Raw genomic sequence first — 23602 nt, forward strand, 5'->3', positions numbered from 1 at the left:
AGGGGCAGCATTGCTGCGAGGGCTGAATGCGGGGACAGGCGGATCACTAAACCTGCGCCTCACGTACCTCCTCGGCCACTGCAAGGCGTCTCTCCAGATTCTTCTACGAAGGGAGACCGGCCGAGCCGCTGCGGTCCTCGGCTCCCCTGAACCCAGCCCGAATACAGAAGGTGGACAGCATGCCGCGCCCGTGTCAGCCCGACATAGAAGAGGCGACGACTCTCGCAGAGCGCCGCCTCACTCTCGTTCCTCCAAGGCATGGCTCCGAGATCCATTCCGACCATCGTCATTACGTCATACTCGCAACCTTTTGCCGAGTGCAGGGTCAGCATATTCACGTGGGTCAGCGATCCGTCACGGCCGTCAAGGCTCTTCAGCTCTGACCCCTCCAGCTTGCCGCCGGGCGCCAGCGCTTCGCTCATGCGACGAACCTGGTCACGCTGATCTGCGAGACTTGGCTCCTCGACCGTTAGGGGGGCGACGAGAGCTTCGCGTATGGCTGCAACGAAGGCCGATGCGGCACCTTCATCAGCTCGGTTCGCCATCAGGAGCGCCGTGAGCGTCCGCGCCGCCTCCCTTGTGTCCCGCTCGCTTGGGCGGCCACTGCGGAACCCTATCCAGCGCGAAATTAGGCCACTCAACTTCGGACGACTACCCCGCCAGCCGCCGGCGCACCATGCCGCGCAGTCTTCGATCCAGCTCGTCAGCCCTACTTTCTTGTAGGGCGCCGCCGTGTCGACTCGGATAAAATCATAACCACGAGAGGATAGTACGTCGGCAAAGACATCACCGACATTGGCGGTTCGATATAAGATGGCGAGGTCGCCGAGTTTCCGCCCCCCTTCCGGCCAACGCCTCGGGGATCAGTGTCTCAGCCACAAAGGCCGCCTGATCCTCCAACCCGCCCGGACGCTCGACGAACTGGATAACGGCCTGACGATCGGGGTCGGTCGGCCGGTACCCTCGCACCTCTCCAAGCGCGTATTCCGACGCTTCGATGATCCGTCCGCCTGAGCGATAATCGAGTTCAAGCCGGACAGTCTCAACATCATCGCGCTCAGACAAACGGAACAGCAAATCACCATAGGCGCCGGCGAAGCCGTATACTGATTGATCGGCGTCCCCAACGGCAAGTAGCCTGACTCCACCCTCGAACGCCAGTCGCATTACGATGCGATGAAGCGGAAGACCAAGATCCTGATACTCATCAATCGCTAGGATCGGCCAACGCGCAGCGATCACCGGCAGCACCCAATCGTGCTCGCCAACCAGCTGGTTACCGCAAACGACCAAGTCATCGAAATCAATCAGGCCCCGCCGGCGCAGCGCTTGTTCATATCTCTCGCAAATGCGTGCCAGCTGCCGATCGTCGTTCCAGTCGGGGCAGCGCGGTCGAGATTCACGCGCCGATATTTGCCCATATCGTGGGGCTTGTAGGGCTGGTTGAGCCCAAGCAAATCCTCCACGACCTGTCGGAAGATGCTGTCCGCCTGTCCGGTAGTCGCAAGTGTTAGTGGAAATGGCAGATCGAGCCTGGCCAACCGCGCATAAGGCGTCAGAATATGGCGCAAACAGAAGCCATGCACCGTGCCAACGAAGAGATTCGGTGCCTCGCGCAAGCCAAGTTCTCTAAGCCGCCGCGTCAGCTCGCGGCCACATTCCTGACTGTAGGTGATACAGGCGACACCCTGCGGGGCGCGCACGTCCTCGGCCAGCATGCGTGCCAGTTTCAGGACGAGCGTTTTCGTCTTGCCCGACCCTGGGCCGGCCAGGACAACGCAATGGCCTTCGGAGCCATAGGCTGCCTGCTGCCCCGGGTTTTCGGCAAGGTCAGCAGCGTGACGAAGATAGGCTGCGCTCGTGCTACGCCACGGCGTCGTGGATGCGCTCCAGTGCGCTACGAATGTAAGGCGGGGCAGCGGTCGGATCGCGTTGCCGAGTCTGTGGCCGGAGCGCAAGCTACGCCTTCAGGACGCACACCATCTTGCGGCGTATGGCTGTCGCGAAGAGTTCTGGCTCAAGGGTATTCGCGTTAACAAAGATACCTCGGCGCTCGCCGCGGCGGAACACCTCGGCTTCATCCATCGCGCCGTAGCCGGGCCCAGGTCGGATAATCTCCAGTAGCTTGGCCACGCGGCCGCGCCCCAGGACCGTACCGTTATCGAGCAAGTCGCGATCGGTCAGCACAACAAGTGGGATATTCAGACCGTCCGATCCGAGCAGCTTCACATAAGGTGCGAAGTTCGTTCCTCCGACTGAACACTCTGAGATGCCGAGCCTATCGAGATGGATGTTGAGCGCCTCGGCGAACGCCGGTATGAGGAAACGTTCCGCACCTCCCTCCACCAGGATCACGCCGCGCGCAAAAAACAGCTCGCCCCGCGTCACGTCGATGTAGCGCTGTAAGTCTTTCTCCTCCCGAATGCTGAGCTCGATATTCGCATTCGAAACACCGGTGGTGGAACCGTCAGCAGCACGACTGAGCGCAGCGGCGCGATGCTCGCAATGTGGGGCGAATGGATCGTTAAGATGGTAATGTGGCGGCCGCCATCTCCCTAGCTTCGTCACTATCCCCCGCGTCATCATCCTCGTCGGCTTCCTCGACTGTCTCCAGGAAATGCCTGTAAACGAGGCGTTGGACCTGGGGATGGAGGTGGGCCTCTGGCTCCTCGACAGCGAGGAAGGTGTAGCCTCGCTCCCCCTCCTCAATCAGTCGGTCGAGTTCCAGGCTTTTGAGCGCCAGGAAAATGAGGTTGGCCGTACCTAGCATTACAGTTGCACCTGCCGCATAGGGTCCCATAATCTCCTGATCTGACCCAGGAGGCTGCCATGACGGGTGTGGCCATCGAGCAGATGCTCGAACTCTGGTGTGTGGAGTTGCGTCAGGTCAAAGCCGATCTCCAATCCCTGTTTGCTCATCCCAGCGTGGCCGCCTCAGCCGCCGCCTTCCTCGATGGGGTGCTCGGGCCGGAGCGGCGCAAGACCGGCTGGATGCGGGCCGAAGCCGCGGGTGATCCGGGGCCGTGGCGTCAGCAGGCGGTGCTCGGGCGCAGCCACTGGGACGCCGATGCTCTGCGGGACATGGTGCGCGACTATGTGCTGGAGACGCTTGCCGCACCTGGTGCCGTGCTGGTGATCGACGAGACCGGCTTTCTCAAGCAGGGCCAGCACTCGTGTGGCGTGGGCCGCCAGTACACCGGATCGGCGGGCAAGATCGCGAACTGTCAGATCGGCGTGTTTGCCGCTTACGTGTCGAATAAGGGCTGCGCCTTCATCGACCGCCAGCTCTATCTGCCCAAGGACTGGAGACCAACACGCCCGAGCGCCGCACCGCTGCTCAGGTGCCCGACAGCATCCGCTTCGTGACCAAACCCGAGATCGCCGCGCAGATGATCGAGCGGGCGATTGCGGCCGGTGTGCCGTTCGACTGGGTGGCCACCGACACGGTCTATGGCGTGGGCCGGCTCGAGATGCAGTTGCGCCAGGCCGGCAAGGGCTATGTGCGGGGCGCTCATGCGACTGACCAATTCTCTTCCTGGATCGACAAACCGGAAGTGGCCGGCACGGCCGAGGAGATCGCACAGGCTCTTGCGCCCGAGGCGTGGACGCGCCTGTCGGCGGGAGACGGGACTAAGGGAGCACGCCTGTAAGACTGGGCTTATCGCGAACTCGCCGATCTCGCGGTGGAGGAATACAGCGAGGCTCTCACCGGCCTGTGGACGCGCGGCCTGCTGATCCGACGCAGCCTCAGTGATGAGGACCTGGCGTTCTTCTCGACCTGGTGTCCGGCCGGCACGCCGATCGACACCTTGGTGCGGGTCGAGGGGCAGCGCTGGGCAATCGAGGATGCGTTCGAGACCGCCAAGACGGAGTTGGGACTCACGCACAACGAGACGCGCTCGTGGCATGGCTGGCATCGGCACGTGTCGCTGATGATGCTGGCCTTTGCCATGATGGCGGTGGTGCGCCAGCGCGCCAACACTCTCACGTCACCCCAAAAAAGAACCGACGAGGCCAGGCTCCAGCGCTGGTACGCCGGTCTGTCCAGGAAATCCGCCGCGTGGCCACACGTCTCCAGCAGCGCCGGATCGAGCCTGCCCTCGTGATCGCCTGGTCCGCGTGGCGCCGGGCGCATCAGGCCATGGCGCAAGCCTCACATCGCAAACGAAAGGTGCAACTGTAGTGCTAGATCACACCTTGCCCCTTGCGGATCATCGCGCTGACCTCATAACGGGCAATTTGTCCGTGAGGCGTCACGACGCTTTTGAAGCCCAGCCCAGGCCGGACAAGATGCGCCGGTGATCCTGCTCGACGATGTTGTTCAAAAATCTCATCTGTCGGAGTTTGGAAAAACACCAGAGCACTCCATCCCTCTTCATGGCCTTCATCGCGATTGGGTAGGCGGCATTCGGTCGACCGTGATCATTCTCGGATTGACCGTATGCAACTGCCTCAGGGCCTTCTGGAAGGAACGTCGTGCCGCCGTGGCATCGCGCTTGTCGAGCTCTGGCACATAAGCCTGAATCCAACGAAACAGCGTCGTATGGTCCACTTGGGCCTTGCGGTCCGCCAGCATGCGTTCGAGGTCGCGATAGCTGATCGGGAGCTGCAGAGACCAGCATACCGCTCACAGCGGTGACCTCCGCCGTGAACGGCCGGCCCTTGAATGGGCTCTTGTTATTGTACTTCATCGTCAGCCCCTCATGTCGCAGCTCAGGCAGAGCGAGGTTCAAAGATGCAACAGATCCGCCACAGCTACCTGGGTGGCTTCGATGTTGCCAAATCCCAGGCCGTATCGACGAGCACTCGGGCGCCAGCTGTGATGTGTTCAGGTTCAACCCACTCCTTTGGACTGTGCGAGATTCCTTCATGACATGGAATGAAGATCATTCCAGTCGGGCACCAATAGTGTAGTTGACGAGCATCATGCCCTGCTGCTGAGTAGATATCCATGCTTGGAATTCCGATGCCTTGGGCGGCTCTCGTGATCGCGGCGCGAACCTCGCTCGCGAACGTGAGCGAGCGCGCATGAGCGATCTGTATGAGTTCGACCTCGCATGAACCCTTTTCGACTTCGGTGATCCTGCGGATCTCACTATCCACCCGGTCGACGATCTCGTCTTGCGGATGCCTCAGGTCGATAGAGAAGAACGCCTCGGCAGGCACCACCGAGGGAGCATTGGGCGACACAGTGAGGAGACCAACCGTCAGCATCGTATCTGCCGGTTCCAAAGCGGCGCGGTCGATCGCGGATATCATTCGGACAGCCGCCATGAGTGCGTCCTTCCGCTCTGCCCGCAGAGCGGTGCCCGCATGCGCGGCTTCGCCCGCGACTCGCACGCGATAGCGCCGGGTCCCCTGAATCCCGGAAACCACGCCGATCGGAATACCGGCTTTCTCCAGAACAGGCCCTTGCTCGATATGCGCTTCCAGGAATGCCGCTATGGGAAATCCGAGGGCGCGTTGTGGAATGTCGATATCCCGTGAAAGAACGGCCTCAGCCGCCTGTTGAACAGTGATGCCTTTTGCATCCCTGATCTGGAAAAGTTCCTGTGCCGAACGTTTGCCGGTGAATACCTCGGAACCGGTCATGCCGGGGGCGAAACGGGAGCCCTCTTCGTTCGTCCAGGCCACAACTTCGATCGAGCGAAGTGGTCTTTCTCCCCGTGCGATGATTGCCTGGACAGCCTCCAACGCCGCGAGGACACCAAACACCCCATCAAACTTTCCCCCGGTTGGTTGCGAGTCGATGTGGGATCCGACCAAGATCGGCGCCAAACTCGGATCGCGTCCTTCATATCTCAAGAAAAGATTGGCCACCGCGTCGGTAAACGGGCGAAGCCCCAGTTCCCGTCCCCACGCGACGATCTGCGCGCGCGCGTCAGCCTCGACACCGGACAGGGCCGGGCGATCGACGCCGCCGTCATCACGCGCCCCGAAACGCGCGAGAGCCATATGGCGGTCCCAGAGCCTGGAACCATCGATGAAGTCTGAAGGTCTCCTGCTCATCCGGGGCATCGCTTGTCTCAATTCGTTCTCATGATCTGTGACGGGTTGGCCCGTGGGTCGCGCGGGCTCCAACTGCCGGCTTCGACCTGCGCGATGAATTCCGCGATCATCCGATTAAACAGCTCCGGCTCTTCCAGATTCAGGGTGTGGCCGGCTTTCGGAAGCACCGCCAGGCCACAGCGGGTAATCGTTTTCTTCAGGAACACTCCCGGCTGGATGCAGTGATCGTCTTCGTCGCCGACCATGACGAGGATGGGGGCGTCAAGCATTTCGAGTTCCGATTTGAGATCGTAGAGGGATGGCCTACGCATCTGGACGCCCCGCATCGTATTGGCCGCACCTAAGCTGGAATGCTTACCAAGCCGCTCCGCAAAGAGTTTCCACCCACGAGGATCCTTGTTCTGAAATTGGACGCGTGAAGCACCTTCCGCGTAGATCGGCGCGAAGCTTTCCGCACCGTGTGCCTCGAAGTTCTTCGCCACCTGTTCCGAGATGCCTCGGAAATATTCTTCGTGGGCCTTCTCAGCCCCATAACCCGCGCCGGCGATAACTGCGGAGAGGATGCGATCGGGGTGGCGGATGGCAGCGTGCAAGCATGCGAAACCACCCATCGAAAGACCCACGATATGGGCTTTTTCGATGCCTGCGGCACTCATCACCTCGATGATGTCGTCGGCCGCACGGGCCTGGGAGTATTTTTCGACATCCTCAGGGATATCGGATGGCGGATATCCACGGGCGGCATACGTGACACATCGATGCCGCCGGGAGAAGTAGCCGAGCTGGGGCTCCCAGCTCCAATGGCTTCCACCGAATTCATGCACGAAGATGATAGCCGACCCGGTTCCTGCGGACTCGTAGAAGAGCCTTACGCCGTCGTCGGTGGTGGCGAACGCCATTTTTCGCTCCTCAGATTACCGGACTGTCCAAGACGAGGCTACGGAACACCTTGAACCCCAGGCTTCCCCATGACGGCAAAATACCACAGAAACTTAGCCAGTCGCACGTCAGATATACAATGCATATGTTTGTGTATGCATCAAGTTTATATGTGCATATATGAATCGTGAATTTTCCCGGCGGCGCTCAACCCCGGACCCAATCATCCCAAAGCACCTGTGACACCAACTCTTGACGTCAGGCGAAGGGCTATGGGCAAGACACTAGGCCATCGGCGACTTTCGTGAGTACGGCACTCCCCCTCCATTCCATTTCTGGGCGTATCTGAAATGAAACCGCGCAGTCCATCCATTCCGGATTCTTGCCTTAGTCCTGGCATTCCCTCGAAGTACCAGTAAGCACAGGAATTAGATTTTTGCGCACCAAAACATTTTTCTTGTATACATGATGAAGAATCGCCGCTAGCCTCCATCGAACGTTAGGCCAGCAACAAAGGTAAACCGATGATGGGAGCCGCGCACCAGTCTGTTGCCGCGACAGAGGTGAAAGTTTTGCCCAAACGTGAGCTTGCAATCGAAATAAGCGGCCTATCCAAGACCTTCTTGCTCGCCGCCGGGGGCGGCTGGACTGCCCTTCAGGGAATCGACCTGCAGGTCGAGCGCGGCAAGTTCCTGTCGCTCGTCGGCCCAAGTGGCTGCGGCAAGTCGACAATGCTGCGTCTCATCAGCGGTCTCCTCTCGCCCACCACCGGAACGGTGACGGTCCTTGGTCAAAGCCCTGAACAGTTCCGCCGCAAAAATCGTATTGGCTTCGTCTTCCAGGATGCGACGCTGCTGCCTTGGCGCACCGTTTTGGGGAATGTGCTGTTCCCCATGGAAATCCTGGGAGTTCATACGCGCAAGGAGCGGCTCGAGCGCGCAGAGGCCTATCTGGAACTCGTGCGGCTGCACGACTTTCGCAAATCCTATCCAGCTCAACTTTCGGGCGGTATGCGGCAGCGGGTTTCGATCGCGCGCGCATTGGCGGACTCTCCGGCCATCCTGCTGATGGACGAGCCCTTCGGCGCTCTCGACGAAATCACGCGCCAGGATATGCAGGAAGAGCTTCTGCGGATCTGGGCCGAAACGGGCATAACGACGATTTTCGTCACCCATTCCCTGTCGGAGGCTTTGTTCCTCTCCGACGAGGTGGCGGTGATGCAAGCGCGCCCTGGGCGCATCACCGGTTCTGTCGCAGCGGATCTGCCGCGACCTCGCGAGCCTTCGTTGCGGCTCAAGCCGAACTTCGTCGAACAGCTCATGCGTCTCGAGGCAATGCTTCGGGATCCGGATCAGCAAAAGTCTTGAGGCAGTCGTGAACACTCCTTCGCACCTTCATAACAGTTTCCTCACGCGGGCCGCCTCATCCCTCCAGGAAAACTGGCCGTCAATCGCGTTGTTCGCACTTGGGCTGCTCATCTGGCAATATGCGGTCGCGTTTCTGCAGATCCCGCAATATCTGTTGCCGACGCCGTCCGAGATTTTTCTGCGCATCTGGAAGGAGAGATGGCTGCTATGGAGCAATCTCTCGATCACGATGATTGCGGCGATCTCAGGATTCTTCCTCGGCCTTCTGATTGCGGTCGGACTCGGCACTCTCTTCGTCTTTTCCAGAACAGCAGCGCGTGCGCTGATGCCATGGACCATTATCATCAGGACGATTCCGATATTGGCCATCGCGCCCCTGATGACCATATGGCTCGGCTTTGGCATTGCGCCTAAGATCGCGGTCGCCGCTCTGGCGTGCTTTTTCCCCATCCTCATCAATTTCTATCGTGGCCTCGGGTCCATCAGCCGCGAGATTGGCGAACTTCTCTCACTTGTGAATGCGAGTCGGATTCAGGGCTTGCTTCATGTCCGCATATTCGCGGCCATGCCCTTCACATTCGCTGCGCTCAAGATCAGCTCCGGTCTTGCCGTCGTGGGGGCCATCGTCGCCGAGTTTACCGGCGCTAATCTCGGGATCGGCACGCTTATCGTGACGGCAGGATATCAGCAGGACGCCGTCATGCTGTTCGCCGGGATCATCGTGTCCTGCATCGCTTCAGTACTGTTCTACTACGTTGTCGTCGCCGTGGAGAAGCTTTGCTTGTACTGGCCCGAAGCACGCATGGGCTAAAACCAAAAGAGGGGAAAAGAAATGCGTAACATCGCTACTGTCAAATACACGAAGAAAATCGGAAGAATTTTCGCTTCGGCACTCGCCCTGGCCCTCGCACTCGCGACGCCATCGCTTGCCAACGACAAGGTCGTCATGCGCCTCCCATGGATCGCGAATGTGCAGGCCGCCGCCTACATCATCGCTTTCGAGAAAGGCTTCTATCGCGATGCCGGCCTTGATGTCGAAATCCGTCCAGGCAGCGTGCAGGTCAACCCGAACCAACTGGTGGCGTCGGGAGACGAGCATTTTGGCGCAAACGACTCTCCAAACATCATCACGGGGGTCAGCCGTGGCATGCCGCTCGTCGCCGTGGCCGCTTGTTGGCAGAAACACCCGGGCGGCCTTTACATGCTTGAATCGAGCGGGATCAAGACACCAAAGGATCTCATCGGCAAGCGCGTTGCTTACGATGAGGGTGGCCCGTGGACGCTGATCAAGGCGATGTTGTCCAAGTCTGGTGTGAAGCTCGACCAGATCAACACCGTCAATGCGAGCGGCAACGAAGTGCTGATGAAAGGCACCGTCGACGCTCGTTCAGGATTCGTAATCAACGGCCCTGTTGCAATCGAGCTGGCAGGCATGAAGACCACCTCCATGCCGGCCGCCGACTACGGGATTTCGGCCGCGGCCGAAGTGATCTTCACAAACAAGAAGATGATTGCAGAGCGGCCGGATGTCGTTCGGCGCTTCGTCGAAGCCACAGTCAAAGGCTATAAATATGCCTATAGCAACCGCGAGGAAACGCTGAAGATTGTTCTCGCGAACAATCCTCAGCTCGCGGCCGAACAACAGCGCCGCCAACTCGATCTGCAGGCCAGCCTCATCTTCACGGAACGGGCCGCCCAGAAGGGCCTGTGCAGCTTCGACCGTCAGGACGTCGCCAGCACGGTCGACGTCCTGCGTGAGTTCGGTGGACTCACGGGCCAGGTCGATGTCGACGCCATGATCAACACGAGCTTCGTGCCGGCGCCCTAGGGCATTTTCCGCAGAAGCGGGGAGCCGGTTCTGCGCGGGACAAATACGGCAAAGTAAGAGTGCTTTCCGATTCAATCGGATCGGAAAGCACCCCAGCAACGAACGCACTCTGGCCACATCCGGTCACTCATGTCTCGGGAAGATACCCTGAGACATCCCTTTCGGCTGACCTTTAACAACCCGAAAAAGGACCTGCTCCGTGAAGTCCTTCGAGCTTCGTAACGCCCACTTCGACCGACTGGTGAATACGCCCGATCTACGCTGGCTGGGGCAGAACACCAATCATGCCCGCCCGCATCCCGCCGTTACCGAGGCGATGCTGCGCAGCATTCACGATGAGGAGTTTCATATCTACGCGCCGCCTGCCGGGCTCGAGGAGCTTCGCGCAGGGATCATCGCCGATCTGGGCCTCGAGGGTTTCTCGGCGCTGGTTTCCGATGGGGCCGTGGCCTCGCTTTACCATGCTTGCCACACCTTGCTCGGTCCAGGCGACGAGTTCATTACGACCGATCCGACCTGGAACTGGCCGATGGCCTTTGCTCGCTCCGTCGGCGCTTCTGTGAGGCAGATCCCGATCTATGGGGAAGAGCATTCCTACCGGCTCTCTCCTGAAAGACTTGCGGCGGCCATTACTCCGAAGACAAAGGTCGTCTATCTTGTCGATCCCAACAATCCTTTGGGAACGGCCTGCACGCCCTCCGAAATCGACGCCATCGTCGACATTGTCCGCGCTGCCGGCGCTTATCTCATTCACGACTGCACGTATCGCGACTTCGCCTATGACCATACGCTTGCCGCGACCCGTTATCCTGAACGGACCCTGACCATCTACAGCTTCTCCAAGTGGCTGGGGCTTGCCGGTTTGCGCGTCGGTGCAGTCGTAGCCAATCCCGACATCATCGAGCAACTGACAGCCGCTCCACCGAACAATCTTGGATCGAGCATTCTCTCCCAGCGAGCCGCGATCGCGGGCCTCAGCATCAAGAATGAATGGTTTCCGGGCGTTCTCGCGCAGCAGCGCATGATTCAAAAGCTCATCATGGAAGCAATCGGCGGGATTCCCGGTCTGTCGTTACCGGTATACCCGTCCAACGGCAACTTCGTCGTTCTTGAAACCCACGGCGCCGGTATCGCACCGGAGGCTCTCGTGGCCGGGTATCAGAAGCGAAAGATCATGATCCGACAAGGTGCATATCACACGCCTACTTTCGGGGATCGCTTTGTGAAGGTCAGTACCAGCGTTCCGACCGAATGGATCGAGGAATTTACTACGCTCCTACCGGAGATGGTGGAAAGCGCACGCGGCCTTAACGAAACCACAAAGCTTTTTTGAACCGCGCCGCGTGGCGTTGCGTTCGCATAGGAGAATGTCCAATGGATCTCGGTCTTTCTGGAAAGAAGGTTCTGATCACGGGAGCGTCACAGGGAATTGGGGAGGGGCTTGCGAATGCCTTTGCCGACGAAGGTTGCGACGTGCATCTCGTCGCGCGCTCGTCCGATAAGCTCGAAGCCATCAAAGCGGAACTGGCCGCCTCTTGTTCCGTCAAAGTCACTGTGCAAGCGCTGGATCTCTGCGAGCCGGACGCAATCGAGCGCGTGGTGGCCGAGGCCGGACAAGTGGATGTCCTGGTGAACAATGCCGGCGTCATTCCCAGCGGCGATCTGTGGGATGTCGACGAGGACAAGTGGCGTGAGGGCTGGGAGCTCAAGGTCTTCGGCTATATCAACCTGACCCGCGCCATCTACCCGCGCATGAAAGCTCGCGGTGGCGGTGTCATCATCAACAACATTGGCAATGGCGGCGAGGTCTTCGATCCCAACTACATCGCCGGGACGACAGGCAATGCGAGTCTGATGGCCTTCACGCGAGCCCTCGGCGGCCACAGCCTCGACGACAACATCAGGGTCGTTGGCGTCAACCCCGGTCCGGTCGATACCGATCGCATCTACAATATGTTGAAGAAACGCGCGAAGACCTGGTACGGCGATGAGGGAAAGTATACCGATCTACTCGAGCGCTACCCGCTTAAGAGGCCCGCGCATATTCACGAGATAACGGATCTGATCGTTTTTCTGGCGTCCTATCGGTCCGGGTATACCTCCGGCGCCATTTTTACCGTAGACGGCGGAATAGCGTCGCGTCGCTCGGTCATCTGAGTTCACTGTTGGAAGTGGCGTGATCCCAACCTACAATCGAGCGAAAAAGGAAACACCATGTCTGACGCCACAGCCTCTCAGCGGAAGATGCACGTCAAGATCGCGCCTGGCGACGTTCCGCGCTACGCGATCATTCCCGGAGATCCCAGCCGCGTTCCCCTGATCGGCGAAGATTGGGCAAGCTACGAAGAAATCTCGTTCAATCGCGAGTTCCGTGTCGCGCGGGGTACGATCGGTACGACGCAGCTTGCGGCCTGTTCGACCGGCATCGGCGGCCCTTCCACGGATATTGCCGTTCAGGAACTGTCGGCATGCGGCGTCGATACGTTCATTCGTGTCGGCACCTGCGCGGCCTTGCAGGAAGAGATTGCCTGCGGGACACTCGTCATATCGAGTGCTGCCGTTCGCCTGTCCGGCGCGGCTGACGCCTATGTTGGACGAGAGTATCCGGCCGCTGCCGACATTGCCGTGACATACGCGCTGATCGAAGCGGCGGAAGAACTTGGCGCGACCTATACTGTTGGCGTGACGGCCAGCGTCGATTCCTTCTTCGCGGGTCAGGACAATCCCACGCCTCAGGCCTATCGGCCATCGCATATCGCGCACATCGTTGATGATTTCCGCCAGCAACGCGTCGCCAATATCGAGATGGAGGCGGCTACTCTCTTCGTGCTTGGTTCGTTGTTCGGCTTGCGGAGCGGTTGCATCTGCGCGGTCGGGTCAAACCGGATCACGCGCAAGCGGGAGCCCTCGGAAGAGGCCATCCGGCTGGCCTGCCGTGTGGCGTCTCGCGCGATCGAACTTCTTGCCGCCCGCGATGCGCGCGCTGTCGAGTTAGGGAAGGCGCGTTGGTATCCTGGTCTGTAATGTCCACCCCCAACGGACGAGCCGGTCATCTCAGCGCAGCGAATCCAGAATGATGGCGATATCTCGCCGCAGGAAATCGAGATGGGCCCGCGATGCGGCCGCCGCCGCTTCCGGCTGCATGGCCAGGATGGCATCGATAATGAGCTGGTGTTCCTTGAGCGAAACCGCAATGCGCCCGGGATGATAAGTGACGATCCGTCGGTACGGCTCCAGGCGACGCCGGAAAAGCGAGGCCTGCTCGCCGATGAAACGGTTCCTGGCCGCCTTGTAGAGAGCCTCGTGGAAGTCGCCGTTTGCGGAATAGAAGCGATCAGGATCGTTGGAGGAGGCCGCCTCGATGCAAGCCGCATGTGCATCGGTCAGATTCTGGCCGTCGGCAGCCGTCAGCCGCGTGGCGGCGAGATAAGCGCAGGAAGCCTCAAGCTCGGCCATCGCCTCGAAGAACTCGATGAGCTCGGAGGTCGTGAGTTGCGCGACCGTCGCCACGCGGCGCGCGCGTATCGATACCAGCCCCGCGCTCGCCAGCTCCCGCAATGCTTCACGAACGGGCGTCCGCGACACGCCATAAAGGGTCGCGAGGGCATTCTCGTCCAACCGTGCGCCGGCCTTAAGGTCTCCGGTCAGAATCTTATCCTCAAGGTCCTTCTTGATGCGACTACTGGCCGGACCGGGAGGGCTTGCTTCATTCATGGATTCCGGCTTTTGCTTAATTCGTGGCATGAATTGATTTCCGCCGAAAAAATGCGATGTTGCATACAGAACTGTACCTTCAGTATGCGAAGTTGCCTCTGGCGGTCAACTCTGGGCAAGGATAAGTTATTATTCCTTGGAATGCCCCGTGAGAGTCTTCAATGCGGAGTTTGCCGATGACGTCGTCTGTCAATCATAGCGGTCACCAGAGAAATCCTGGAATTGACCTTGATCTGAGCTGGCTCGACGACATACGCCATGTCAATCGGAGCGCGCTGGAAAGGCGCGCGCAAACGCTTACGCGCCGACGCAGCATCAAGGGCGAGTATCAGGCTGCCTGGCTGTTGCGCTCCATCGCCTGTATGGACCTGACGACGCTGTCGAGCCACGATACGGACGAACGTGTGCGACGCCTCTGTGCCAAGGCAAAGCAGCCGCTGCGACCGGAAATGGCCGCTCAACTCGGACTTGGCGATACCGTCATCCGTCCCGCGGCCGTGTGCGTTTATCATCCTTTTGTCGCGACGGCGGTCGAGGCCCTTCGCGGCACTGGAATCCAGGTCGCCGCTGTTTCGACTGCGTTCCCGCATGGGCTCGCTCCCTTCGCGACCCGTCTGCGGGAGATCGAGGAATCGGTTGCCGATGGAGCAACCGAGATCGACGTTGTCATCACACGAGGGCATGTGCTGAGTGGGCAATGGTCAGCTCTGTACAATGAAGTCAAAGCCTTTCGGGCCGCCTGCGGCGAGGCCCATCTCAAGGTCATTCTCGGGACCGGCGAGTTGTCCACGTTGCGCAACGTAATGCGGGCCTCCCTCGTCTCCATGATGGCGGGCGCCGACTTCGTGAAGACCTCGACCGGCAAGGAGACCGTCAACGCCACGCTTCCTGTCGGACTTGCGATGGCTCGGGCCATTCGTACATACCATGAGCGCACAGGCTGGCTCGTCGGATTCAAGCCCGCCGGCGGAATTTCTTCCGCCAAGCAATCTCTCGACTGGCTTGCTCTCATGCGCGAAGAACTTGGTTTGACCTGGCTGGATCCCGGACTATTCCGGTTCGGCGCAAGCAGCCTTCTCACCGATATCGAGCGGCAGCTCGAACATTTTCTGACTGGCCGATATTCGGCCAACCACCGCCACGCAATCGCATGATAACGACGGGGAATGCCGTGAACATTCTGGAGAAGTACGCCACCATGGAATATGGACCGTCCCCAGAGGCCCGCAACGAGGCTGATGCTTGGCTGGCGCAACGAAACTTTGACGAAGCACTTTTCATCGACGGCTCCTGGCGGGCGCCCGCATCGGCCGAGACCTTCGAGGTTATCGAGCCTGCCACGGGCCGCGCGATCACCAGTATAGCCTATGCCGGTGTCGACGATGTCGATGCCGCGGTCGCCGCTGCGAACGATGCGCAAGTCGCCTGGGGGGCCACATCGGGCTTCAGGCGGGCTCGCGTGTTGTACGCGCTCGGGCGCATGCTGCAGCGCAATGCACGCCTTTTTGCCGTGCTGGAATCGATCAACAACGGCAAGCCGATCCGCGAAAGCCGAGACATCGACATTCCCCTCGCGGTTCGTCACTTTCTGTACCACGCGGGCTGGGCCCAGGCGATCGAGCGGGAGTTTCCGGGCTACAAGCCCGCAGGTGTCGTCGGGCAGATTATACCCTGGAACTTTCCGCTGCTGATGCTGGCATGGAAGATCGCGCCAGCTCTTGCGGCTGGCTGTACCGTCGTTCTGAAGCCGGCGGAGTTCACGCCGCTGACGGCCATTCTGTTCGCCGAAATGTGCGAGCGTTGCGGTGTGCCAAAGGGCGTCGTGAATATTCTGCCTGGAGGCCCGGAAGCTGGCGCGGCGATTGTCCGGCACCCGGATATCGCAAAGATCGCCTTTACGGGATCGTCCGAGGTCGGCAAGCTGATCCGAAAAGAGACAGCAGGGTCCGGCAAGAAGTTGTCATTGGAACTCGGTGGCAAGTCGCCCTTCATCGTCCTTGAGGATGCGGATCTCGACAGTGCCGTCGAAGGCCTTGTCGATGGCATATGGTTCAACCAGGGACAGGTGTGCTGCGCCGGATCGCGGCTCCTGATGCATGAAAGCATTGCGGAGAGGTTCATCGCGAAGACAAAAGCCCGCATGGCGCAAATGCGCATCGGCAGCCCGCTCGATAAGAACACCGATATCGGTGCTATCGTCGCGCCCGTACAGCTTGCGCGCATTCGCGAGCTGGTCGCGGAAGGGGAGAAGCAAGGGGCGGTGTGCTGGCAGCCGGATTGCGCGCTTCCGTCCTCCGGCCTCTTCTATCCACCGACCCTCATCACCAACGTTTCGTCCGCCAACATCCTTGTGCAAGAGGAAATATTTGGCCCGGTTCTCGTCGCGATGACGTTCCGCACCATCGAGGAGGCCATCGAACTCGCCAACAACAGCCGCTACGGTCTTGCCGCATCCGTGTGGAGCGAGAACATGAACGCGGCGCTCCACGTCGCGCCGCAGTTGAAAGCAGGCGTTGTCTGGCTGAACGGCACCAACATGTTCGACGCCAGCTGCGGCTTCGGCGGATATCGCGAGAGCGGGTTTGGCCGCGAAGGCGGCCGTGAAGGATTGCAGGAATATCTTGTCCCTCAAAGGACTTCCGCGCCGTTGTACAAATCCTTGCCGCAGCCCGAAGCCACAGAGAGGCAGCCAACGGAGAACCTTGCCTTTATCGACCGCACCCCCAAGCTTTTTATCGGCGGAAAGCAGATTCGGCCGGACGGCAATTATTCGATGCACGTTGCCGACAGCGCGGGACGGTTCGCAGGAGAGGTCGGTCTCGGAAATCGTAAGGACATCCGCGATGCGGTCACGGCCGCGCGGGCCTGCCACAGCTGGGCGGAGACGACAGCCTATAACCGTTCGCAGGTCCTCTATTTCCTGGCGGAGAACCTGTCGTCGCGCGCGTTGGAATTCGCCAATCGCCTGCAACAACTGACGGGGATGGGGACTGATGCCGCGAAGAATGAGGTCGAACTCTCGATCCGGTGCATCTTCGCCTATGCCGGATGGGCGGACAAGTTCGAAGGCCGCGTTCACTCTCCACCCATGCGCGGGGTCGCGATCGCCATGAACGAGCCGGTCGGCACGATCGGGATCGTCGCGCCGGACGATACGCCGCTTTTGGGTCTCGTTTCGATGATCGCGCCCGCGCTCGCCATGGGCAATCGCGTGATAGCGGTTCCTTCCGCCCGATATCCGCTGGTCGCCACTGATCTCTATCAGGTTCTGGAAACCTCGGATCTTCCAGCTGGGTCGATCAACATCGTCACCGGGCGGAGCGCCGAACTTGCCCTGGTCCTGGCCCGTCACGATGACGTCGACGGACTCTGGTGCGTCGTCGAAAGCGAGGTCTGTCGAGCCGTCGAGGCGGAATCGGCTGGTAACGTGAAGCGTGTTTGGACCAATGCTGGGCTTGCCATAGACTGGCAGGTGGAGGGAGCTCATGAAGATGTTTGGTTGCGTCGCGCAACCGAGGTGAAAAATGTCTGGATCCCCTATGGCGAGTGACTACCGCGTGGGCTTTGTCGCAAATTCTGTCTGGAGACGAGACGAAACGGACACGCCTCGTCATTAAGGCTCATGCGGCGATGATTTCGAATTGTTTGGCGGTGACGCTGCAAATTATAGGCAAGTCTCGCCTGTTTGCGCATCATATGGATCCATATCGAACCCGCCCAAGATAACGCGGGCGCTCTCTCTTGAGATTTGAAGCTGAGCATTGGACCCACGCGGTGTTTAGAAGAGAAGAACTCCACCGTATCACCGACGCTGTCGATAGCCCGGTATCGTCAGTAACAGCGAGTTCATGCGACGGCATGCGATTCCGTTTATGATCGGTAGCGGACGATCAGCCTGCGACTGCCGATAGGCAGGAAATACCGTTGTCGGGCGAGCCCTACTCTCTACGGGCTCCAACAACGGCCGGCATTCACGTTCGCAGATTGGACTGCGAGAGGATATTCAGTGCGTCCCGCAGGCCGTCAGGCTTGAGCTCGGACAGTCCGGCTTCGATGGCGGCATGAGTCTCCCGCCAGATCGGAACGGCCGCAGCAAGCACCCTCTGCCCTTCGTCGGTGAGGCGGAGAAGACGGTTGCGGCGATCGTTTGGATCAACGGCAACCGTCACAAGGCCGTCCCGTTCGAGCGGCTTCAAGGCTGCGGTGAGCGTCGTCCGATCCATCGCGAGCAGTTGCGCGACCTTTCCGACCGCCGGCGGCTCAGGCCGGTTGAGGGCATTCAGCAGCGAGAACTGCCCGTTGGTCAGCCCGACCGGCCGCAACGCCTCGTCGAATTGCCGCGCGAGCGTACGGGCCGCCCGCTGAACATACAGACAGAGGCACGTGTCGCGTACTTCCAATGTGGTTGCGAATGGGACCAGTTTTGACATGATCTAAATATGTTGATATCAACCAGAATCGTCAAGAACATCCTATGACCAGTTCACGCATTTGTGGCGAGCCGCCGTCGAATAAGCCAAGGGAGAGCAATGATGAAATATGTGGATGGCTTCGTGGTAGCCGTACCTGCTGCCAACAAGGAGGTCTATCGCAAGCACGCCGCCGAGGCCGCACCCTTGTTCAAGGAATTTGGCGCGACCCGCTTCGTTGAATGCTGGGGCGATGACGTGCCGGACGGCAAGCTCACGGATTTCCGGACTGCCGTGAAGGCGCAGGACGGCGAGATCGTAGTGTTCAGCTGGATCGAGTATCCGTCAAAGGAGGTCCGTGACGCCGCGAACGAGAAGATCATGACCGATCCGCGCATGAAGGCGATGGGTGCGCAGATGCCATTCGACGGCAAGCGCATGATCTTCGGTGGCTTCGCGCCGATCCTCGACGTCTGAGGAAATCGGCATGCCCAATCAACATGGTGACTTCATCTGGTATGAACTTCTGACGACCGATGCCGACGCCGCCAGCCGGTTCTATGGCGCTGTGATCGGTTGGCGGGTCCGGCCAGCCGAAGGTTCCGACCGCGACTATAGGATCTTAGGGACCGGCGACGCGGATGTCGCCGGCGTGATGACGATCCTGGCCGACACCGACTGCGTGGGCATGCGTCCGGGATGGCTGGGCTATGTCGGGGTCACCGATGTCGACGCGACAGCGGCCGAGGTCGTTCGGGCCGGCGGCACGCAATATGTGGCGCCCACCGATATTCCCGGCGTGGGTCGCTTCGCGATGGTCTCGGATCCGCAGGGGGTCGCATTCTACGTGATGCGAGGCGCGATGGAGGGAACGAGCACGTCCTTTGCCCAAGCCAAACCTGGCCATTGCCACTGGAACGAGCTCGCAACCAACGATCAGGGAGCGGCGCTTGCCTTCTACACCGGGCTTTTAGGCTGGGAGAAAGGCGACGCGATGCCGATGGGCGACATGGGCGACTATCAGTTCATCACGCACCACGGCGGCATGATCGGCGCGATGATGACCCGGAGCGTCGGCGGACCGCCGCCCGCATGGACCTTCTACTTTGGAGTCGAGGATATAGACGTCGCCGCGCGAGCCGTTTCCGGCAACGGCGGCACGATCCACCATGGCCCCGCCGAGGTGCCCGGCGGCGTCTACATCATTGTCGCCGCCGATCCGCAGGGTGCCCAGTTCGGCCTCGTCGGTCCCCGTAAGCGATGAGGATGAGTAGCGGCACCTTGAAGGGGGCCCGGCAACTCTGGTCCGCAGCTTCTTGATCGACCATGACCCGAAGGAGCGCCTCATGGCTGATATCCTCATCCCTGCCGCCGAACTCGCCCAGCGCAGTCTGGTGCGCTTCCCGAACGAGAGTGCCGAATACCGCGCCGCCCGCACGGCCCTGCTCGCGGAAGAGGTCGAACTGCGCCGGCATTTGGAGCGCGTCGCTGCCCAGCGCCGCGCCTTGCCGCCCGGCGGCGAGGTGATGGGCGATTATCGCTTCCAAGGGGAACGCGGCCCGGTGAGCTTCGCCGATCTCTTCGGCGACAAGCAGACGCTGGCCACCTACAGCTACATGTTCGGTCCGCAGCGTGATCGTCCATGCCCCATGTGCACCAATATGCTCGGCGCCCTGGAAGGCAACGCCGCCGACATCCAACAGCGCATGGCTCTCGCCGTCATCGCCCGCTCGCCAATCGAGCGGCTGATCGCCTGGAAACAGGAGCGCGGGTGGACGAACCTGCAACTCTACAGCGACCTCAACGGGAACTATTCCCGCGACTATCATGGCGTATTGCCGGACGGCTCGGAGATTCCGGGCTTCAACGTCTTCACCCGGCGCGATGGGACCATCCGCCATTTCTGGAGTGGAGAGATGACAGGCGATTCTGCTGACCCCGGTCAGGATCCCCGCGGTGCCCCTGATCTTGCCCCGGTGTGGAACGTGCTGGACACCACGCCGGAAGGACGGGGCACGGATTGGTATCCAAGGTTGAATTACGAGGCGTGATCCCGCCAGATCGAACCCGCCGGCTTTTCTGGGCAACGGGCAGATTCGGCCTTTTGGCATGGGGCCGACCTTGGCCGAACTTCTACGTTGCAGGGATAAGCGAATCTTCCAGGCTTCGGGCCCCCAAGCCTGGAATACCCGCGATTCACGCGAGAAGCGCCCGTAGCTTTCGGACTGCGCTGTCGGGGGTCGTGAGAACAGGCTTGGCGCAGGCTGCGGCGACCGCATCGGCCGCGCGGGCAAGACTGAACTGGGCGAGCGCGACCACGTCGCAATCGTGCAGGCTGGTTGCCGCCTCTGCGGCGAGGCGGTCATGCTCGGGGCCATCGCCGCGATCGAGGGCGGCAAGAGCACCTTCGATCAGTGTCGGCAAGAGCGTCACGTCAGGCGGGAACTCGGCGGGCATGGAGGCGAGGGTCGGCGCGAAGGTCGCCATGAGACCTATGCGGGATCCTTGCGCGCGGGCTTCCTCGATCATGGCTTCGTTCGGCTTGAGGACGGGAACCCCCGGAAGGTCCTGTTTCACGGCGTCGATGCACGGGCCGAAGGCCGAACAGGTGAAAAGGATCCCGTCAGCGCCGGTGTCCCGAGCGTAGCGCCCAAGGCGCAGGAAGCGCTCCGTCATGGCCGGAGTGATCTCGCCATCCCGCGCGAGATCCGCTGAGAGCGAGTCATCGAGGAGGTTCACCAGCGTCGGCTCGGGCCAGACCCGCCGGAACGCATCCTCGATCGGCGGCGGCGAATGGCGGAGCGCATGGATGAGCGCGATTCTCATGCCGCTGCCCTCCGGCGGCGCTGCAGAGCGATGATCAGACCCAACAGCCCCAGGGCCGGCAATGTGATCCAATAGGGGTTCAGCCGGTCGACAGGGACGAGGACGGCGTGGATCGTGTCGCCGGGCCGCAATCCGTACTTCGCTGCTTCGCTGCCGAGCGCTGCGGAGCGCACGATCGTGTCGTCGCCCTGCTTCGCCAGGATGAGCCCCGTGGCCCGAAGCCGTTGTTCGGCAGCTCCCTCGGCCCGCAGGCTGAGACGGACGAGCTTCTCGACCTCGTCGCCGGCGCGGCTCTCGCTCTGGACGCGTAGGCGCAGCGTGCCGTCCTTCGGCGTCGCATCCACTTGCGCGGCGATGGCAGCCGGCCCTTTGCTCTCGAAAGCGGGTTGTACGAGGTCGAGCCAGAAATGCGGCCGGAACAGCGTGAAGCAGATCACCAGCAGCGCGAGGCTCTCCCATAGCCTGTTACGCACGAGAAGCCAGTTCTGGCTCGCCGCCACGAAACAGGCCATGCCGACAACGGCACCGGCGAGTACGAGCACGAACCGCCACCAGCTCTGTACATCGATCAGCAAAAGCTCCGTGTTGAAGATGAAGATGAAAGGCAGGAGGCCGGTGCGGATTTCGTACTTGAAGCCTTGGATACCCGTCTTCACCGGATCCGCACCGGAAATTGCCGCCGCCGCATAGGCCGCAAGTCCTACGGGAGGCGTGACGTCCGCCATCAGGCCGAAATAGAAGACGAACATATGCACCGCGACGAGCGGCACGGCGAGATCGTTCTGCGCCGCAATTTCGATCAGCACCGGAGCCATCAGCGTCGCGACGACGACGTAGCTCGCCGTTGTCGGCATACCCATGCCGAGCACAAGGCAGATCGCCGCGGTGAGGATCAGCATGACGATGAGGTTGCCGCCGGAGACGGCTTCTACGATCTCGGTCATCACGAGACCGATGCCGGTGAGCGCCACCGTGCCGACGATGATGCCCGCGGCGGCAGTCGCGATGCCCACGCCCGTCATGTTGCGCGCGGCGGCTTCAAGCGCATTGATGAATTCGCTTACGCCCTGCCGGACTTCCCGCGCCATGTCGCCTTTCTTGCGGAAGAAAGCGATGATTGGCCGTTGGGTCAGGATGACGAAAGCGAGCGTCACGGTGCCCCAGAATGCGGCGAGGCCGGGAGACATTTCCTCCACCAGCAGACACCAGATGAGCACGATGACGGGGATCAGGTAGTGCAGTCCCGTCCGGGCCGTTTCGTAGAAGTCCGGCACCGCCATGGTCGGCGAACTCGGATCGTCCTCGGGGAGATCGGGATGCCGCGCCTTGTTCCAGAGCAAGCCGGCATAGGCCGCCGCGAGGCCGAGGCCGATGAGCCAGGAGGCCTGCGGCCCCATGGCCGCCTTTAATGCGCCAAGCGTGAAATAGACGATGCCTGCGAGGATGATGACGCCGCACCAGGTCGCCAGCGCCTTCACGAGACGCTCGGATAGCGGGTGGACGCGCGTGCGCGTGCCGCCGACGAGACCCATTTTCATGGCCTCGATATCGACGATGTAGAAGAGCGCCCCATAGGTCAGAAGCGCCGGGATGAAGGCGTGCTTCACCACCTCGGCATAGGAGATGCCGACATATTCCGCGATGAGAAAGGCGGCAGCGCCCATGACCGGGGGCATCAACTGGCCGTTCACGCCGGCGGCGCATTCGATCGCGCCAGCCTTCACGGCGGGATAGCCCACCCGCTTCATCAGCGGGATCGTGAAGGTGCCCGTGGTCACCGTGTTGGCGATCGACGATCCGGAGATCATCCCAGTCATGCCCGACGCGACGACGCCTGCCTTGGCAGGCCCGCCGCGATAATGACCGAGCAGGGAATAGGCCATCTGAATGAAGTAGTGGCCCGCGCCCGCCTTCTCGAGGAGGGTGCCGAACAGCACGTAGAGAAAGATGAAGCTTGTCGAGACGCCGATCGCGACGCCGAACACGCCCTCCGAAGTGAGCCACATCTGCGAGGCCGCGCGCCCCACGGAGGCGCCACGATGGGCGAAGACGCCGCCGAGCCAGGGTCCGGCGAAGATATAGGCGAGCATCAGCGCAGCGATGACGGCAAGCGCCGGCCCGACGGCACGGCGGGCCGCCTCGAGCAGCACAAGGATGCCCGTAACCGCAACCGCGATATCGAGCGTGGTCGGCAGGCCAGGGCGCTGGGCGAGATCGCGATAGAAGAAGAACAGATAGAGGGCCGAGGCCGCGCCGAGCGCCGCCAGGATCCAGTCATATAGCGGAACATAGGAGCGTGGCGACGCCTTGGCGCGCGGAAAGGTCAGGAAGGCCAGCGTCATCGCGAAGGCGAGATGAATCGCGCGGGCCTCGAAGTCGTTGAAGACGCCGATCTTCAACGCGAACGGAAGGGGAGACGCGTACCATATCTGGAACAGGGACCAGGCAATCGCCGTCCAGAACAGGAAGGCGCGTGTCATTCCCTTCGGCTTGCGGCCTCCGGTATCGGCCTCCGCCACCATTTCTTCCAATACGGCGCGCGTGGCCGTGGCGCTTTCTTCGATGCGCGG

The 23602-nt window shown here is 61.0% G+C and carries 22 protein-coding genes and 2 pseudogenes; 12 read left to right on the forward strand and 12 right to left on the reverse strand.

The window, feature by feature from the left end; all coding sequences use genetic code 11:
• Nucleotides 1-59: 59 nt before the first annotated feature.
• From AB4Y97_RS00080 to AB4Y97_RS00100, 5 genes are all read right to left on the reverse strand, one after another.
• Nucleotides 60-422 carry a 3'-5' exonuclease gene (locus AB4Y97_RS00080; RefSeq protein WP_441996954.1) on the reverse strand — a complete coding sequence of 121 codons (363 nt, stop codon included), beginning with the start codon at nt 420-422 and terminating at the stop codon, nt 60-62.
• Nucleotides 423-786: 364 nt separating this feature from the next.
• Nucleotides 787-1413, reverse strand: coding sequence for a UvrD-helicase domain-containing protein (locus AB4Y97_RS00085; RefSeq protein ID WP_441997390.1), 627 nt, complete (start codon nt 1411-1413; stop codon nt 787-789).
• Nucleotides 1308-1958, reverse strand: a complete 651-nt coding sequence (locus tag AB4Y97_RS00090) for a UvrD-helicase domain-containing protein (RefSeq protein WP_441996955.1) — start codon at nt 1956-1958, stop codon at nt 1308-1310. Before AB4Y97_RS00090 ends, AB4Y97_RS00085 begins: the two co-directional genes overlap by 106 nt.
• 1 nt (nt 1959) lies before the next feature.
• Entirely contained in the window at nt 1960-2586 is a 627-nt protein-coding gene (locus AB4Y97_RS00095; RefSeq protein ID WP_441996956.1) for an ATP-dependent nuclease, read from the reverse strand.
• Nucleotides 2525-2800, reverse strand: coding sequence for an AAA family ATPase (locus AB4Y97_RS00100; RefSeq protein WP_441996957.1), 276 nt, complete (start codon nt 2798-2800; stop codon nt 2525-2527). The genes AB4Y97_RS00095 and AB4Y97_RS00100 overlap by 62 nt, the downstream gene beginning before the upstream one ends.
• Nucleotides 2801-2829: 29 nt before the next feature.
• Here AB4Y97_RS00100 and AB4Y97_RS00105 point away from each other — a divergent pair.
• A pseudogene (locus AB4Y97_RS00105) lies at nt 2830-3998 on the forward strand (IS701 family transposase); the annotation flags it as partial.
• 193 nt (nt 3999-4191) lie between these two features.
• Here AB4Y97_RS00105 and AB4Y97_RS00110 read toward each other — a convergent pair.
• From AB4Y97_RS00110 to AB4Y97_RS00120, 3 genes and pseudogenes are all read right to left on the reverse strand, one after another.
• Nucleotides 4192-4691, reverse strand: a pseudogene (locus AB4Y97_RS00110) (DDE-type integrase/transposase/recombinase); the annotation flags it as partial.
• A 64-nt stretch (nt 4692-4755) separates the two neighbouring features.
• Nucleotides 4756-6018 carry a M20 family metallo-hydrolase gene (locus AB4Y97_RS00115; RefSeq protein ID WP_441996958.1) on the reverse strand — a complete coding sequence of 421 codons (1263 nt, stop codon included), beginning with the start codon at nt 6016-6018 and terminating at the stop codon, nt 4756-4758.
• 8 nt (nt 6019-6026) lie between these two features.
• A complete protein-coding gene (locus AB4Y97_RS00120; protein WP_441996959.1) occupies nt 6027-6908 on the reverse strand; it encodes an alpha/beta fold hydrolase in 882 nt (293 codons plus the stop codon).
• 603 nt (nt 6909-7511) lie between these two features.
• On the opposite strand from AB4Y97_RS00120, the gene AB4Y97_RS00125 reads away from it, so the two are divergent.
• The 6 genes from AB4Y97_RS00125 to AB4Y97_RS00150 all read left to right on the forward strand — a co-directional run bounded on the left by AB4Y97_RS00125 (nt 7512) and on the right by AB4Y97_RS00150 (nt 13107).
• On the forward strand, nt 7512-8255 hold the full coding sequence (locus tag AB4Y97_RS00125; RefSeq protein WP_441996960.1) for an ABC transporter ATP-binding protein: 744 nt from the start codon (nt 7512-7514) through the stop codon (nt 8253-8255).
• 7 nt (nt 8256-8262) lie between these two features.
• Entirely contained in the window at nt 8263-9066 is an 804-nt protein-coding gene (locus AB4Y97_RS00130) for an ABC transporter permease (RefSeq protein WP_441996961.1), read from the forward strand.
• A gap of 21 nt (nt 9067-9087) precedes the next feature.
• Nucleotides 9088-10083, forward strand: coding sequence for an ABC transporter substrate-binding protein (locus AB4Y97_RS00135; RefSeq protein ID WP_441996962.1), 996 nt, complete (start codon nt 9088-9090; stop codon nt 10081-10083).
• Nucleotides 10084-10282: 199 nt separating this feature from the next.
• A complete protein-coding gene (locus AB4Y97_RS00140; protein WP_441996963.1) occupies nt 10283-11416 on the forward strand; it encodes a pyridoxal phosphate-dependent aminotransferase in 1134 nt (377 codons plus the stop codon).
• A 41-nt stretch (nt 11417-11457) separates the two neighbouring features.
• The gene (locus AB4Y97_RS00145) at nt 11458-12240 is read left to right on the forward strand and encodes an SDR family oxidoreductase (protein ID WP_441996964.1); all 783 of its coding nucleotides are present in this window, start codon (nt 11458-11460) and stop codon (nt 12238-12240) included.
• A 57-nt stretch (nt 12241-12297) separates the two neighbouring features.
• A complete protein-coding gene (locus AB4Y97_RS00150) occupies nt 12298-13107 on the forward strand; it encodes a nucleoside phosphorylase (protein ID WP_441996965.1) in 810 nt (269 codons plus the stop codon).
• Nucleotides 13108-13137: 30 nt separating this feature from the next.
• On the opposite strand, the gene AB4Y97_RS00155 is transcribed toward AB4Y97_RS00150, so the two are convergent.
• On the reverse strand, nt 13138-13797 hold the full coding sequence (locus AB4Y97_RS00155; RefSeq protein WP_441996966.1) for a GntR family transcriptional regulator: 660 nt from the start codon (nt 13795-13797) through the stop codon (nt 13138-13140).
• A 176-nt stretch (nt 13798-13973) separates the two neighbouring features.
• Here AB4Y97_RS00155 and deoC point away from each other — a divergent pair, with 176 nt between their 5' ends.
• On the forward strand, nt 13974-14951 hold the full coding sequence (gene deoC, locus AB4Y97_RS00160; protein ID WP_441996967.1) for a deoxyribose-phosphate aldolase: 978 nt from the start codon (nt 13974-13976) through the stop codon (nt 14949-14951).
• Between the two features lie 17 nt (nt 14952-14968).
• Nucleotides 14969-17347 (forward strand): aldehyde dehydrogenase family protein, encoded by a 2379-nt coding sequence (locus tag AB4Y97_RS00165; protein ID WP_441996968.1) that lies wholly within the window; start codon nt 14969-14971, stop codon nt 17345-17347.
• Between the two features lie 421 nt (nt 17348-17768).
• On the opposite strand, the gene AB4Y97_RS00170 is transcribed toward AB4Y97_RS00165, so the two are convergent.
• Nucleotides 17769-18227 carry a MarR family winged helix-turn-helix transcriptional regulator gene (locus AB4Y97_RS00170; protein WP_441996969.1) on the reverse strand — a complete coding sequence of 153 codons (459 nt, stop codon included), beginning with the start codon at nt 18225-18227 and terminating at the stop codon, nt 17769-17771.
• A gap of 102 nt (nt 18228-18329) precedes the next feature.
• On the opposite strand from AB4Y97_RS00170, the gene AB4Y97_RS00175 reads away from it, so the two are divergent.
• The 3 genes from AB4Y97_RS00175 to AB4Y97_RS00185 all read left to right on the forward strand — a co-directional run bounded on the left by AB4Y97_RS00175 (nt 18330) and on the right by AB4Y97_RS00185 (nt 20257).
• Entirely contained in the window at nt 18330-18683 is a 354-nt protein-coding gene (locus tag AB4Y97_RS00175; RefSeq protein WP_441997391.1) for a DUF1428 domain-containing protein, read from the forward strand.
• Between the two features lie 10 nt (nt 18684-18693).
• Nucleotides 18694-19470, forward strand: a complete 777-nt coding sequence (locus AB4Y97_RS00180) for a VOC family protein (protein ID WP_441996970.1) — start codon at nt 18694-18696, stop codon at nt 19468-19470.
• 82 nt (nt 19471-19552) lie between these two features.
• Nucleotides 19553-20257 carry a DUF899 family protein gene (locus AB4Y97_RS00185; RefSeq protein WP_441996971.1) on the forward strand — a complete coding sequence of 235 codons (705 nt, stop codon included), beginning with the start codon at nt 19553-19555 and terminating at the stop codon, nt 20255-20257.
• A 145-nt stretch (nt 20258-20402) separates the two neighbouring features.
• Here the strand turns inward: AB4Y97_RS00185 and AB4Y97_RS00190 are convergent, their stop codons facing one another.
• A complete protein-coding gene (locus tag AB4Y97_RS00190; protein WP_441996972.1) occupies nt 20403-21032 on the reverse strand; it encodes an aspartate/glutamate racemase family protein in 630 nt (209 codons plus the stop codon).
• Nucleotides 21029-23512, reverse strand: a complete 2484-nt coding sequence (locus AB4Y97_RS00195; protein WP_441997392.1) for a TRAP transporter permease — start codon at nt 23510-23512, stop codon at nt 21029-21031. The genes AB4Y97_RS00190 and AB4Y97_RS00195 overlap by 4 nt, the downstream gene beginning before the upstream one ends.
• Nucleotides 23513-23602 lie beyond the last annotated feature (90 nt).

Origin of the sequence: Microvirga sp. 2TAF3 (genome assembly GCF_052114965.1) — a bacterium.
Taxonomy (GTDB): Bacteria; Pseudomonadota; Alphaproteobacteria; order Rhizobiales; family Beijerinckiaceae; genus Microvirga.

Bases quoted from the DNA above. Each gene is read 5' to 3' on its own strand.
- AB4Y97_RS00145 (WP_441996964.1), top strand. From the start codon at position 11,458: ATGGATCTCGGTCTTTCTGGAAAGAAGGTTCTGATCACGGGAGCGTCA.
- AB4Y97_RS00100 (WP_441996957.1), bottom strand. From the start codon at position 2,800: ATGGGACCCTATGCGGCAGGTGCAACTGTAATGCTAGGTACGGCCAAC.
- AB4Y97_RS00095 (WP_441996956.1), bottom strand. From the start codon at position 2,586: ATGATGACGCGGGGGATAGTGACGAAGCTAGGGAGATGGCGGCCGCCA.
- AB4Y97_RS00120 (WP_441996959.1), bottom strand. From the start codon at position 6,908: ATGGCGTTCGCCACCACCGACGACGGCGTAAGGCTCTTCTACGAGTCC.
- AB4Y97_RS00170 (WP_441996969.1), bottom strand. From the start codon at position 18,227: ATGTCAAAACTGGTCCCATTCGCAACCACATTGGAAGTACGCGACACG.
- AB4Y97_RS00135 (WP_441996962.1), top strand. From the start codon at position 9,088: ATGCGTAACATCGCTACTGTCAAATACACGAAGAAAATCGGAAGAATT.
- AB4Y97_RS00115 (WP_441996958.1), bottom strand. From the start codon at position 6,018: ATGCCCCGGATGAGCAGGAGACCTTCAGACTTCATCGATGGTTCCAGG.
- AB4Y97_RS00180 (WP_441996970.1), top strand. From the start codon at position 18,694: ATGCCCAATCAACATGGTGACTTCATCTGGTATGAACTTCTGACGACC.
- AB4Y97_RS00195 (WP_441997392.1), bottom strand. From the start codon at position 23,512: ATGACACGCGCCTTCCTGTTCTGGACGGCGATTGCCTGGTCCCTGTTC.
- AB4Y97_RS00080 (WP_441996954.1), bottom strand. From the start codon at position 422: ATGAGCGAAGCGCTGGCGCCCGGCGGCAAGCTGGAGGGGTCAGAGCTG.
- AB4Y97_RS00185 (WP_441996971.1), top strand. From the start codon at position 19,553: ATGGCTGATATCCTCATCCCTGCCGCCGAACTCGCCCAGCGCAGTCTG.
- AB4Y97_RS00175 (WP_441997391.1), top strand. From the start codon at position 18,330: ATGAAATATGTGGATGGCTTCGTGGTAGCCGTACCTGCTGCCAACAAG.
- AB4Y97_RS00190 (WP_441996972.1), bottom strand. From the start codon at position 21,032: ATGAGAATCGCGCTCATCCATGCGCTCCGCCATTCGCCGCCGCCGATC.
- AB4Y97_RS00155 (WP_441996966.1), bottom strand. From the start codon at position 13,797: ATGAATGAAGCAAGCCCTCCCGGTCCGGCCAGTAGTCGCATCAAGAAG.
- AB4Y97_RS00150 (WP_441996965.1), top strand. From the start codon at position 12,298: ATGTCTGACGCCACAGCCTCTCAGCGGAAGATGCACGTCAAGATCGCG.
- deoC (WP_441996967.1), top strand. From the start codon at position 13,974: ATGACGTCGTCTGTCAATCATAGCGGTCACCAGAGAAATCCTGGAATT.